The organism is Promicromonospora vindobonensis (assembly GCF_042685865.1).
GTDB lineage: Bacteria > Actinomycetota > Actinomycetes > Actinomycetales > Cellulomonadaceae > Promicromonospora > Promicromonospora vindobonensis.
Window position 1 is genome coordinate 322,946 of record NZ_JBHUOG010000001.1, and the last position, 12,435, is coordinate 335,380.

9 protein-coding genes are annotated in these 12,435 nt (G+C 72.6%); 7 read left to right on the forward strand and 2 right to left on the reverse strand.

Features of this window, described 5'->3' with window-relative positions:
* Positions 1–2: 2 nt before the first annotated feature.
* A complete protein-coding gene (locus tag ACFS27_RS01465; protein ID WP_377179618.1) occupies positions 3–674 on the reverse strand; it encodes a GAP family protein in 672 nt (223 codons plus the stop codon).
* 228 nt (positions 675–902) lie between these two features.
* On the opposite strand from ACFS27_RS01465, the gene ACFS27_RS01470 reads away from it, so the two are divergent.
* Genes ACFS27_RS01470 through ACFS27_RS01480 form a run of 3 tightly spaced genes read left to right on the forward strand, consistent with a single transcriptional unit; the run spans position 903 to position 5,683 of the window.
* Positions 903–3,224, forward strand: a complete 2,322-nt coding sequence (locus tag ACFS27_RS01470; protein ID WP_377179620.1) for an arylsulfatase — start codon at positions 903–905, stop codon at positions 3,222–3,224.
* A gap of 18 nt (positions 3,225–3,242) precedes the next feature.
* The gene (locus ACFS27_RS01475; protein ID WP_377179622.1) at positions 3,243–5,135 is read left to right on the forward strand and encodes a SulP family inorganic anion transporter; all 1,893 of its coding nucleotides are present in this window, start codon (positions 3,243–3,245) and stop codon (positions 5,133–5,135) included.
* Positions 5,135–5,683 (forward strand): DUF4203 domain-containing protein, encoded by a 549-nt coding sequence (locus tag ACFS27_RS01480; RefSeq protein WP_377179624.1) that lies wholly within the window; start codon positions 5,135–5,137, stop codon positions 5,681–5,683. Before ACFS27_RS01475 ends, ACFS27_RS01480 begins: the two co-directional genes overlap by 1 nt.
* A gap of 43 nt (positions 5,684–5,726) precedes the next feature.
* Here ACFS27_RS01480 and ACFS27_RS01485 read toward each other — a convergent pair whose 3' ends face one another.
* Positions 5,727–6,410 (reverse strand): GAP family protein, encoded by a 684-nt coding sequence (locus ACFS27_RS01485; protein WP_377179626.1) that lies wholly within the window; start codon positions 6,408–6,410, stop codon positions 5,727–5,729.
* A 142-nt stretch (positions 6,411–6,552) separates the two neighbouring features.
* Between ACFS27_RS01485 and ACFS27_RS01490 the strand changes: the two genes are divergently transcribed.
* The 4 genes from ACFS27_RS01490 (at position 6,553) to ACFS27_RS01505 (ending at position 12,349) form a co-directional block, all read left to right on the forward strand.
* On the forward strand, positions 6,553–8,250 hold the full coding sequence (locus tag ACFS27_RS01490) for a SulP family inorganic anion transporter (protein ID WP_377179628.1): 1,698 nt from the start codon (positions 6,553–6,555) through the stop codon (positions 8,248–8,250).
* Positions 8,251–8,342: 92 nt separating this feature from the next.
* Complete coding sequence (locus ACFS27_RS01495; protein WP_377179630.1) at positions 8,343–8,840, forward strand: DUF1269 domain-containing protein; 498 nt, start codon at positions 8,343–8,345, stop codon at positions 8,838–8,840.
* A 22-nt stretch (positions 8,841–8,862) separates the two neighbouring features.
* The gene (locus tag ACFS27_RS01500) at positions 8,863–9,309 is read left to right on the forward strand and encodes a DUF7144 family membrane protein (protein WP_377179632.1); all 447 of its coding nucleotides are present in this window, start codon (positions 8,863–8,865) and stop codon (positions 9,307–9,309) included.
* Positions 9,310–9,517: 208 nt separating this feature from the next.
* Complete coding sequence (locus ACFS27_RS01505; RefSeq protein ID WP_377179634.1) at positions 9,518–12,349, forward strand: LuxR C-terminal-related transcriptional regulator; 2,832 nt, start codon at positions 9,518–9,520, stop codon at positions 12,347–12,349.
* Positions 12,350–12,435 lie beyond the last annotated feature (86 nt).

Below are 12,435 nucleotides of genomic sequence, written 5' to 3' on the forward strand. Positions count from 1 at the left end.
CACTAGACCGTCGAGATCCCGTCCCCGAGCATCTTGGCGCCCAGCACGAGCAGCAGGACGGCCATGATCGCCGCGTTGTTGCGGACCATCCACGACTTCAGCTCGTCGAGGATCCCCGCGGCGCGGTCGCCCATGGAGAAGTAGATGACGACGGGCGTGACGACGCCCGCGCTGGCCACCAGGGCGAACACGAGCGCGGCGACGACCGTCGTGCTCGTGTCCGGGGGCGCAGTGGCCGCTATGGCCGCTCCCCCGGACACGACCAGCAGCAGGTTCTTCGGGTTGACCGCGCCGAGCAGGACGGCGAGCCCCGCGGACCGCACGGGCGTGAACTGGTCGATCGCCGCCATCCACTTCGGTGCGGGCGGTTCGGCGGCGCCCCGGGGCCGGCCGCGCCACTGGCGGACGCTGAGGAGCAGCAGCAGGACACCGAGGACGATCTTCAGCCAGCCCGTCCAGGCGGCCGGCCCGTCGTCGTCGGGGGCGGCGGAGCCGGCGACCAGGGCGACGACGAGCACCAGGGCGAGGACCGCCAGGAACCAGCCGGCCACGAAGGCCAGCGCGTTGGAGCGCGCCCGCTCGCTGACGAGCATGAGCACCACCGCGACGATCGGCAGCGGGCTGACCAGCACACCCACCGCCACGGGCAGCGACTGACCGATCGCGGCGCCCACGGCCACCACCTCCGTCTCCGGCATCCGCGGGCCCGGCGGCCCGTGCGGCCGACGTTAGGTGTGGCCCGGCCGGGCGGCGTCACCCGAACAGGGTGACCCGCCCGGGCGGGCGACTGCCGACGATGGGCGAGAGCGACCGTTCGCGCGCAACCGATCGCGCGACCGGGCAGACCGCGACCGGGCAGACCGCGACCCGGCAGACCGCGACGAGCACGCGAGGTGGACACGATGGCTGAGCCGTTCAAGGGCCGGATCGAGCTGGACGTCCGGGACTCCGTCCCTGACTGGGCGCCGTACACGCTGAAGAAGGCACCGGACGGGGCGCCGAACATCCTGGTGATCCTGTACGACGACACGGGCCTGGCCGCGTGGTCCGCGTACGGCGGCCGCATCGCGATGCCGACCCTCGACCGGCTGGCGGCCGACGGGCTGACATACACCCAGTGGCACACGACGGCGCTGTGCTCACCGACGCGCTCCGTGTTCCTCACCGGTCGCAACCACCACGTCAACCGGTGCGCGGCGATCATGGAGGGCACCAACGGCTTCCCCGGTGCGGCGGGCCGGCTGCCCGCCGAGTGCGCCACCGTGGGCCAGGTGCTGCAGGACAACGGCTGGTCGACGTTCTGGCTGGGCAAGGACCACAACGTGCCCGAGGAGGACATCGCCGGCGGCGGCAGCCGGTCCGAGTGGCCGCTGCAGAAGGGCTTCGACCGCTTCTACGGCTACCTCGGCGGCGAGACGAACCAGTGGTACCCCGACCTCGTCGAGGACAACCGGTTCATCGATCCGCCCTACACCCCGGAGGAGGGGTACCACCTCTCCAAGGACCTGGCGGACCAGGCCATCCGGATGCTGCGCGACCAGAACTCGTCCAACCCGTCCAAGCCCTGGTTCATGTGGTACTGCCCCGGCGCGAACCACGCCCCGCACCACGCGCCCCAGGAGTACATCGACAAGTACCGGGGTATGTTCGACGACGGGTACGAGGCCTACCGCGAGTGGGTGCTCGGGCGGATGATCGAGCGCGGGATCGTGCCGGAGGGCACCGACCTGACGCCGCTCGACCCCCTGCCGGCCGATGCCGCAAACCCCGCCGACCACGTGCGGCCCTGGGCCGAGCTGAACGACGACGAGAAGCGCCTGTTCAGCCGGATGGCGGAGGTGTTCGCCGGGTTCTCCGAGTACACGGACGTGCAGATCGGCCGCGTCATCGACCACCTCGAGGAGACCGGGCAGCTCGACAACACCCTGATCTTCTACTGCGCCGACAACGGCGCCTCCGGCGAGGGCACGCCGAACGGGTCGGTCAACGAGAACAAGTTCTTCAACGGCTACCCGGACGACCTCGACGAGAACATGGGCTACCTCGACACCCTGGGCAGCCCCGAGACGTACAACCACCATCCCACCGGGTGGGCCGCGGCGTTCTCCACCCCGTTCCAGATGTTCAAGCGTTACGCCCAGTACTCGGGCGGGACGTGCGACCCGATGGTGGTGCACTGGCCCGCCGGGATCCAGGCCCGCGGGGCGGTCCGCCACCAGTACCACCATGCGACCGACGTCGTCGCCACGATCCTGGACGTGGCGGGCGTCGAGATGCCCAGCACCTACCGCGGGGTGGAGCAGCACCCCCTGAACGGCGTCTCGATGCGGTACAGCTTCGACGACGGCGACGCTCCGACGACGAAGGACCGCCAGTACTACGCAATGCTCGGCACCCGCGCCATCTGGAAGGACGGCTGGAAGGCCGCGGCGGTCCACGCGCCGATCAGCGGGCACGGGCGGTTCGACCAGGACGCCTGGGAGCTGTACCACGTCGACGAGGACCGGGCCGAGGCGCACGACCTCGCCGCCGAGCACCCCGAGAAGCTCCGCGAGCTGATCGACGCGTGGTTCGAGGAGGCGGAGCGCAACAACGTCCTGCCCCTGGACGACCGCACCGCCGTCGAACAGCTGACGCTCGACCGTCCGCAGGCCGAGCCGCCCCGCAACCGCTACGTCTACTACCCGGATGCGGCGCCCGTCCCCGAGGGCGTGGCGGTCAACGTGCGCGGCCGGTCGTACAAGATCGTGGCCGACGTCGAGCTCACGCCCGACTCCGAGGGCGTCCTCTTCGCCCACGGGTCCCGCTTCGGCGGGCACACCCTGTTCATCAAGGACCACCGGCTGCACTACGTGTACAACTTCCTCGGCATCCAGCCCGAGCAGGTCTTCACCTCGGACGTGCTGGAGCCCGGGAAGGCCACGCTCGGCGCGGAGTTCGTCCGCGAGTCCGCGGGCGAGCACGGGGAGTCGGTCGGCACGGCCCGGCTCTACGTCGGGGAACGGGTGGTCGCCGAAGGGCCGATGCGCGCGCAGGTCGGCAAGTTCACGCTCTGCGGCGACGGCCTGTGCGTCGGCTACGACAGCGCGGACCCGGTCAGCCGCCTGTACCGCGCCCCGTTCCGGTTCACCGGGGGCCAGATCCTGGGTGTGGGGGTGGACGTGAGCGACGAGCAGTACCTCGACCTCGAACGGGAGGCCGCCGCCGCGCTCGCCCGCGAGTAGCGGCGCCGGACGAGCCCCATGACGGCCAACGGTTCACGGGACGGGCGGCGCGACGAGCGCGGCAGCCGCCTGGGCGCGCTGTTCGGCGCCCGGATGCGCCAGACGGCGAGGCGGGCAGGACGGCGGCTGAAGCAGGAGACCACCGACGTCCTGCCCCGCAAGCGGCACCTCCGCCAGGACATCATCGCCGGCCTGCCGGGCGCGATCTCGAGCGTGCCGGACGGCATGGCGGCCAGTGTCCTCGCGGGAGTCAACCCGGCGCACGGGCTCTACGGGTCGTTCGTCGGCCCCGTGGCGGGCGGCTTCATGAGCTCGACGCGGCTCATGGTGGTCACCACCACGAGCGCGGCGGCCCTGGCCGCGGGCTCCGCGCTCACGACGTACGGGGAGGACGAGCGGTCCGACGCCATGGTGCTCCTGACGCTGCTGGCGGGCGGCCTGATGATCGTCGCGGCGCTCCTGCGGCTGAGCCGGTACATCCGGTTCGTCTCCTACTCGGTCATGCTCGGCTTCCTCACCGGTATCGCGGTCAACATGGTGCTCGGTCAGCTCCCCGACCTCCTCGGCGTGGACGCGGAGGGTTCGGTGTCAGCGACCAAGGCCTGGTACGTGGTCAGCCACCTGGGAGAGATCGATGCCGCGTCCGCGGTCTGCGGCGGCGCCGCGCTGGCGACCCTGGTGCTCCTGGGCCTGACGCGCTGGTCGATCGTCAGCTCGCTCATCGCGCTGCTGATCCCGACCGTCGGCGTCGTGGTCCTTGGCGCGACGTCGGTGGCCAGCGTCGACGACACCGGCGCCGTGCCCCGCGGCCTGCCGGGGCTCGGGCTGCCGGACCTGACACTGTTCAGCACCGAGCTGGTCGGCGGCGCGGCAGCCGTCGCGGCGCTCGTGCTGATCCAGGGCGCCGGTGTGGCCGAGGCCGTACCGAACACCGACGGCTCACGGTCCTCGACCAGCCGGGACTTCACCGCGCAGGGCGTCGCCAACGTCGCCGCCGGGCTGTTCGGCGGCCAGCCCGTCGGCGGCTCCGTCGGGCAGACGGCCCTGAACCTGACGGCCGGCGCGGCGAGCCGCTGGGCGGCCATCTGGTCCGGCCTGTGGATGGGCGTCATCCTGCTCGCGTTCTCCGGCGTGGTGGGCCTGGTCGCGATGCCGACGCTCGCGGCGGTGCTCATCTACGCGGGGATCGGGGCGATCAAGCCCCAGGAGCTCGTGGCCGTCGCCCGGGCGGGCCGGATCTCGGTGCTCGCGATGGGCTCCACCTTCGCGGCGGTCCTCGTGCTCCCGGTCGCCCAGGCCGTCGGCGTCGGCGTCATCGCGTCCCTGATCATGCAGCTGAACCAGGAGGCCCTCGATCTGCGCGTGGTGCGCCTGAGGCCCGACGCCGCCGGCGGGTTCGTCGAGACCCGCGCGCCGCGGACCGTGACCGCCGGCCAGACCGTCGTCCTGGACGCGTACGGCTCGCTGTTCTACGCGGGTACCCGCACGCTGCAGCGCCACCTCCCGACGCCGGTCGCCGCGGACGACGCCGCCGGCGCGGCTACGGCGCAGGACGGTCCGGTCGTGGTCCTGCGGCTGCGCGGGCGCACCACGCTCGGCGCGACGTTCCTCAAGGTCGCCGGTGACTACGCCCGCATGCTCCACGACGCCGGCGGCGCGCTCTACCTCACCGGCGTCGACCCCGAGCTCGCCGCCGGCTGGGAGCGCGACGGCACGGTCCGCCGTCTCGCCGGTGTCCGCGTCGTGCCCGCGACACCACAGCTCGGCGAGTCCACCCGCGCCGCGCTCACGGCGACTGCGGGGCGCGACCCGCACGGTTCCGTGCACCACGTCCAGCCCGCCGAGCACGAGCCCACCGAACACCAGACCGCCGACGAGGACCCGCCGGCCGAACCCTCCGGAGACCCCTGATGTCTGCCCTCGCCATCATCCTCGTCGGCCTGCTCCTGTGCTTCGCGGGGTCCCTGTCGGTCCGCCTCGCCGTGCTGGCCGCGGGCTTCGGCGTCGCCTGGACGCTCGCCGTGGCGTTCGACGCCGACACCGGCACCACGCTGCTGATCGGCCTGGGCGGCGCCGTCCTGGCCTTCGTCACGACGCTGCTGGCCGCCCGGTTCCTCTTCTTCATCGGTGGCCTGTGCGTCGGGGCGGTGATCGGCGCCAAGCTGTTCGTGCTGGTGCAGGGCGGCGGCGCCGACCTCCTGCTCCTGCTCGTCGTGGTCCCCGCGGTGGCCCTCACGTGCGGGCTGCTGGCCCGGCGGTTCGAGCGGCCGTTCCTCGCCTGGGGCACCGCGTTCGGCGGTGCGGCGCTCGTGCTGTCGGGCGTCGGGCGGCTCTGGGCCGACGTCGCCGGCGAGCTGTGGCGCCCGGAGTCGACGGTGGGCGTCGTCGTGGTGATGCTGCTCTGGGTGGTGCTCGCCGCCGTCGGCTACAGCGTGCAGCGGCGAGCTCGACGGGACTGAGCGCGCCCGCGTCAACCGAGGACCGCGTCAACCGAGAACTGCGTCAGCCGAGGACCTGGGCGAGGCCGCGGATCGTGAACATCACGCCGAACACCAGGAGCACCGCGGCCCCGATCGCCCGGTCGTTCCGCACGAGCCACGTCCGCATCGCATGCAGCCGGTGCCGCCCGGGGAGACCGGTGACCGCGTAGAACACCGTCGGCACCACGTAGTCGAGGACGCTGGCGAGCACGAGCACGAGCACACCGAGCACCTGCTCTCCCACGGAGACGTCGGCGGCGACCACAGCGCCAAGACCGGAGAAGAAGATGGCCACGTTGGGGTTCACGAGCGAGAGCACCACCGCGACGCCCACGAGGGTGGCCGGCCTCGGGGAGGCCAGCTTGCGTGCCCAGCCCGGCACCTGTTCGCCCTCCCCCTCGGGCCGCGGAGCAGGCCGCCGGACGATCGCGACGACACCCCCGACGAGGAACAGCAGGCCGACGACCAGCCCGATCCAGTCCCTGGCCGTCGTCGCCTCCTCGGTGGCCTGGGCGTCCGCGGACCGCCCCACCACGAGCGCGACGGCGCCCAGGAGCGAGTAGAGCACCAGCACCGTGCCACCGAACACCGCGACGTTGCGGTACGGACGGTGCGACCCCAGCAGCAGGAGGCACGCGACGATCGCCGCGGGTGTCGCGGCGAGCCCGACGATCTCCGGCACCAGCTGTGCCAGCAGCTCCCCCATGCAAGCACAGTTGCGCACCGCGGGTCCGGCCGCGTCACCCCTTCCGGGTGACCTGCGGGCCGGGGGCGCTCGCCTACCGTCGGAGCGGACCAGCCGTGTCCCCAGCCGTGCCCCCAGCCGTGCCCCTCGGAGAGGAACCGCCGTGGCCAGTCTCCTCGCCCCGTCCTTCACGGGGTATCAGCGCACCTGGGTACGGCCCGACATCATCGCTGGCCTCGCGGTCTGGGCGGTGCTCGTCCCCGAGTCGCTCGCCTACGCCACCATCGCCGGGGTGCCGCCGGTGGTCGGCCTCTACGCGGCGGTCCCCGCCCTGGCGCTCTACGCGATCGCCGGCACGTCCCGCCAGCTCGTGGTGTCGCCCATGTCGGCGACGGCAGCGCTCTCGGCGGGCATCGTCGCGAGCATCGCGGGGTCCGACGGCGACCCGGTCGCCCTGACCACCGGCCTCGCCCTGGCCACGGGGATCGCCGCGATCATCGCCGGCCTCCTCCGCCTGGGCTTCCTCGCCGCGTTCATCTCCGAGCCGGTGCTCAAGGGCTTCATCATCGGCCTCGCGCTGACGATCATGATCGGCCAGGTGCCGGACCTGATCGGGGTCGAGGGCGGGCACGGCAGCTTCTTCGAGAAGACCTGGGCCCTGCTCGGCCAGCTCGGCGACGTCGACGCGCTCACGGTCGCCGTCGGTCTGGCGAGCCTGGCCGCCCTGGTCGTCGTGCGCCGCACGATGCCGTTCCTGCCCGGGTCGCTCGTCGTGGTGCTCCTGGCGATCGGCGCGACCATCCTGTTCGGGCTGGGCGACCGCGGGCTCGCCGTCGTCGGCCACATCGACGCCGGCCTGCCGAGCGTCGGGCTGCCTGAGGTGACGGGCCCGCAGTTCGCGGAGCTCCTGGGCGGTGCGGTGGGCCTCATGCTCGTCGGCTTCGCCGAGGGTCTCGGCGCGGCCAAGACCTACGCGGCGAGCCGGGGGTACGACGTCGACCCGAACCGCGAGCTGGTCGGCCTCGGCATCTCGAACCTCGGCTCCGGGGTCCTGTCCGGGATGGTCGTCAACGGCAGCCTGTCGAAGACCGCGGTGAACGCGAGTGCCGGCGCACGCTCCCAGATCTCGGCACTGACGGCCGCCGCCCTGACGGTCCTGACCCTGCTGTTCCTGACCGGGATCTTCGAGCAGCTGCCGCTGGCGACGCTGGCCGCGGTGGTCGTGGTCGCGGTCGTCGAGCTGGTCGACGTGCGGTCGCTGCGCCGGCTGTGGCGGGTGCGGACCGGCCGGATCGTGCACTTCTACCAGGTCACGGCCCGGGCCGACTTCATGGCCGCGGGCGCCGCGCTGCTGGGGGTGCTGATCTTCGACACCCTGCCGGGGCTCGTCATCGGTATCGCCGTGTCCTTGATCCTCCTGCTGGCCCGGACCTCGCGCCCGCGCATGACCGTCCTGGCGCCCGTCGGCGACGAGCCGGGCCGCCCGTGGGTGGACGCCGAGCGCAACCCGGACTACACCACGCTGCCCGGCGTGCTCGCCGTCCGCGTCGAAGGACCGCTGATGTTCGCGAACGCGGAGTACGTGCGTGCGCGGGTGCGGGAGCTGGCCGCCGCGGAGACCGGCCTGCGGCTGGTCGTCCTGGACGGCCGCGCGACGCCGTCGGTCGACGTGACCGCCGCCGCGATGCTGGTCCAGCTGCGGGGCGACCTGCAGCGCGACGGCAGCGACCTGGCCCTCGCCGAGGGCATCGGGCAGGTGCGTGACGTCCTGGCCCGGATCGGGTCGGAGGGCGAGCCTCCGCTGTTCGCCACGCTCGACGACGCCGTCGGGCCCGGCCGGGGCAGCGGCCCGGCCGCCTGAGCAGGTTCACCGGGAACGGGTGAGGCGCGGAGCGGACCCAGCGGCTGGAGTAGCAGGGTCAGGCCACTCACCTTGATCCGAAGGAGCCTCTCATGGCGCAGGCAACACTGACCGTCTGGAAGTTCAAGAGCGCCGACGGTGCGGAGACCGCATCGACGACCCTCCAGCAGCTGTCGAAGGAGAACCTGGTCACCATCCACGACGCGGCGACCGTGCGGTGGGAGGAGGGCGCCAAGAAGCCCAAGACCCGCCAGCTGACGTCGACGACCGGCGCGGGAGCCCTCGGCGGCTCGTTCTGGGGGATGCTCTTCGGCCTCCTGTTCTTCGTGCCGCTGCTCGGGGCCGCCATCGGTGCGGCGACCGGTGCGCTGAGCGGTGCCCTCACGGACGTCGGCATCGACGACGGCTTCATCAACCGGGTCCGGGACGAGATCACGCCAGGGACCTCGGCGCTGTTCGTCATGTCGTCGGACGGTGTGGTGGACAAGATCCACGACGCCTTCGCCGGCCAGGAGTCGCCCGAGCTGATCTTCACGAACCTCAGCACCGAGCAGGAGGCCGCGCTGCGCGAGGTCTTCGGCGAGGAATGACCCCACTCTCGAAGGAGCGATCATGACCAGCCCGTACTCGACCGGGGCCGACCCCTATCCGGGGATGACCCCCGTCGCCGCCTACGGCCCGCCGCCGCAGCTCACCACCTCGGGATTCGCGGGGACCATCCTGATCATGGTGGCGCTGTTCCAGATTCTGCAGGGAATCGCGGCGGTCGCCGAGGACACCGTCTACCTGACCGGGGTCGAGTACGTCTATCAGCTGGACGTGACGAGCTGGGGCTGGATTCACATCGCCGTGGGGGCGCTCGCGCTGGCGACGGGAATCGGTGTTCTCGCTGCCCGGTCATGGGCGTATGTGGGCGGAATTGTGCTTGCGACGCTCTCGAGCATCGCAAATTTTGCATTTCTGCCTTATTTCCCCATATGGAGCGGGATAGTCATCGCCGTCAATGTGGCAGTGATCTGGGCGCTTTGCACGCTTCTTGCCCAGGACAATCCAGCCTGAACCCTCAGGGAATGGGTGAATACCGCCGTTCGGCGCGCGGTGGGCGACACCGGAGGTGAGCATTGCCGAAGAGCGCATGACTGATTCTTGATGCACAGTTGTTGACGACCAGGAATACGCAGGAATCAGTGATACGAGTTCTGCAGGTCATGCATGGGCGGCCAGGGGGCGGCCGCCGCTTCACCTTTCGAGTGGAGGACGCCGCGATATGCACCCTGAATCCCTGTCGGAGCCCATGTCCGGCACACGGCGCGGGACAGCCCTCGCGCCGCAGGCCGGCCGGCTGGCCGTCGTGGCGGCCGGCCGGCCGGCCGCGGCCGATCTCGCGCCGCGCCTGCCCCGCGTCTTCGTACCGCGCCCCCGCCTGTGGCAACGGCTGGACGAGGCGGTCGACGGATCCGTCACCATGGTCGTCGCCCCGGCAGGGGCGGGCAAGACGGTCGGCGTCACCGGGTGGCTGCGCTTCACGGCGTCGCCGCACGCCCTGGACGCCGTGTGGGTCAGGGCCGACGACACGTGGACCCCGGAACGGCTCGACGGCGTCCTCGACGGGCAGGAGCTCGACGGGCGGGATCTCGACGGGCAGGTTCTCGACCGGCCGGAACCGGCGGGCATGTCTGACCGGTCATCGCCCCTGGTGGTGGTCGACGACGCCCACCGGCTCCCGGCCGCGACGCTGCGCCGCATCGACGACCGGCTCAACACCACACCGGAGGGCCTGCGCGTCCTCCTGCTGAGCCGCTGGCCCCTGCCGCTGACCCGGCTGGTCCCCGAGCTCCTCGGCAACTTCACCTTCCTGCGCGGCGACCTGCTGCGGCTGAGCGGCCCCGAGAGCGCGACGCTCATCGCGGAGCACGCCAGGACGCACGAACCCGCCGCGCTCGCCGCGGTCGCCCGGCACGCCGACGGCTGGTGCGCCGCCGCGGTCCTCGCGGCACGCGGGCTGCGCGCCGCCCCGGACCCTGCAGCCGCCGCACGCATCCTCGCGGACGGCGCCGGGCCGATCGCCACCCGGGTGGCGGGCGAGGTCTTCAGCACCCTCACCCCGCGGCAGCGCCACCTGCTGCTCTGCATCGCGGGCGAGAGCGCGGTCAGCGTCCCGACGGCAGCCCACCTGTCCCACGACCCGCACGCTGGCGAGATCCTCACCGAGCTGGAGGACACGGGCCTGCTCGTGCTCCGCGCGGACCACCGGGCGTGGGCCAACGGTCCCACGGGGAGCGCCGCTGGGAGTGACGGCGGGAGCGACGGCACGCCTCCCGGCCCGGACGGCTTCCGGGTCCACCCGCTCCTGGCGGAGGTCGTCCGGCAGCGGCTCGCCGCGGGCGGCGTCGACGCCGCCCGGGCCCGCGCCACCGTGATCCGCGCCGTGAGCCTCGACGTGGCACGCGGCAACCTGTCCGAGGCCTTCGCCCGGCTCGTCCGGGTCGGCGCACCCCTCGAGGCCGCCGACGTCCTGTCCCGCGACGGCATCCGCATGGCGCTGAACCAGTGCGGGTCCGACGCCGTGGGCGCGTTCGTCCGGGCCGAACCCGAGGTCGTCGACAGCAGGCCGGACATCTGGTTCGCCATCGCACTCGGCTGCTGGCTGCGGGACGACGTCGAAGGGGCCCGCCACTGGGGCGACCGGATCCTCGACGCCCGGCGCCGCTGGTCGCACTCCTGGCTCCCCGGCGGGCTGGACGGTCTCGACGCCACGGTGGCCTGCGTGCGGCTCTGGCGGGTCGCGCTGGGGCTCGAGCCCGCCTACGCCGCCGTCGGCCACGCGAAGCGGGTGCTGGTCGCGTCGCAGACGCGCCCCGCCGTGCGCGAGGCGAACGCCGAGGTGCTGCCCGTGCTGGCGAACGAGCTGGGCGTGGCGCAGAACTGGCTCGGCGAGCTCACCGACGCCGAGGCGAGCCTCACGCTCGCAGTCAGCCTGTCGCACGGCCAAGGGCTGGCACCGCTGGGGACGTACGCCCTGAGCCACCTCGCGTTCACGCAGTACATGCGCGGGCGGGAGAGCGCGTGCGTCGAGCTGGCCACCGAGGTCCTGCTCGCCGTCCGCACCCCGGGGGCACCGAAAGCGCAGTTCGTCGCGTCCCGCGCCCACCTCGCGCAGCTGCTCGCCCGCCAGCTCGACGTGCCGGCCGCCACGGAGGCGGCGGTCGACCCCTTCGACGGCGTCCGGTACCACAGCGGCGACCTGTGCACCCGCTTCTGGTTCCGGGTCTGGGACGCCCGCCAGGAGGTCGTCGCTGGCAACGTCGTCGAGGCGCAGCGCATCCTGTCCGGACCCGGCGAGTGCCTGCGCCTGACCGACGACCAGCTCCCCGAGCACCTGCGCGTCGCGGTCCTCGTGGAGCGCGCGTTCGTCGCGACCCTGGCGAGCGACCGCGACACGCTCAAGACCCTGCACCACACCCTCGACCGGCTCGGCGCCGTGGGCGAGTCCGCCCTCGTCCAGGGACTGCGCGCCGACCGGGACGGCGACCGGCGCGGTGCGGCCGCCGCGTTCGAGGCGGCCTCAGCAGACGCCACCTACTCGCAGCCGCCCACCCGCGCGCTCGCGCTGGCGTGCGAGGCCCAGCTGCTCGACGCCCTGGGCGACCCGGCCCGCTCGCAAGAGCGCCTGATCGAGGCGATCACGGTCACCGAGGCACGCCGGAACGCCACCCCCTTCCTCGGCTGGGCCCGCCAGGGCACCCCCATCGAGACACTGCTGCGCAGGATGGCCAAACGCCCCTCCACCAGGTGGCTGCACGAGCTCGCCACGACGGCGTCCGGCAGGCCTGACATCACGGCCCTCTACGCGTCGATGACCGCCACCCCCAGCGAGCTCGACGAGGTGAGCCAGGCCCTCGCCCCGCCCGCCCTGAGCCCGCGGGAACGCGAGGTCCTCAACGAGCTGGCCCGGGGCGCCACCTACGCCGACATCGCCGCGGCCCTGTTCGTCTCCGAGAACACCGTCAAGACCCACGTGTCGAGCCTCTACACCAAGCTCGCGGCCTCCCGCCGCAGCGAGGCACTGAAGGTCGCCCGGAGCTTCCACCTGCTCTGACCACCTGCTCTGACCACCTGCTCTGACCGACTGCTCTGACCGGCTGCACCGGCTGCTCCGGTCGCGGGGTCGCTCCGGCAGCCCTT

Bases quoted from the DNA above. Each gene is read 5' to 3' on its own strand.
- ACFS27_RS01500 (WP_377179632.1), top strand. From the start codon at position 8,863: ATGACCAGCCCGTACTCGACCGGGGCCGACCCCTATCCGGGGATGACC.
- ACFS27_RS01485 (WP_377179626.1), bottom strand. From the start codon at position 6,410: ATGGGGGAGCTGCTGGCACAGCTGGTGCCGGAGATCGTCGGGCTCGCC.
- ACFS27_RS01480 (WP_377179624.1), top strand. From the start codon at position 5,135: ATGTCTGCCCTCGCCATCATCCTCGTCGGCCTGCTCCTGTGCTTCGCG.
- ACFS27_RS01475 (WP_377179622.1), top strand. From the start codon at position 3,243: ATGACGGCCAACGGTTCACGGGACGGGCGGCGCGACGAGCGCGGCAGC.
- ACFS27_RS01495 (WP_377179630.1), top strand. From the start codon at position 8,343: ATGGCGCAGGCAACACTGACCGTCTGGAAGTTCAAGAGCGCCGACGGT.
- ACFS27_RS01470 (WP_377179620.1), top strand. From the start codon at position 903: ATGGCTGAGCCGTTCAAGGGCCGGATCGAGCTGGACGTCCGGGACTCC.
- ACFS27_RS01505 (WP_377179634.1), top strand. From the start codon at position 9,518: ATGCACCCTGAATCCCTGTCGGAGCCCATGTCCGGCACACGGCGCGGG.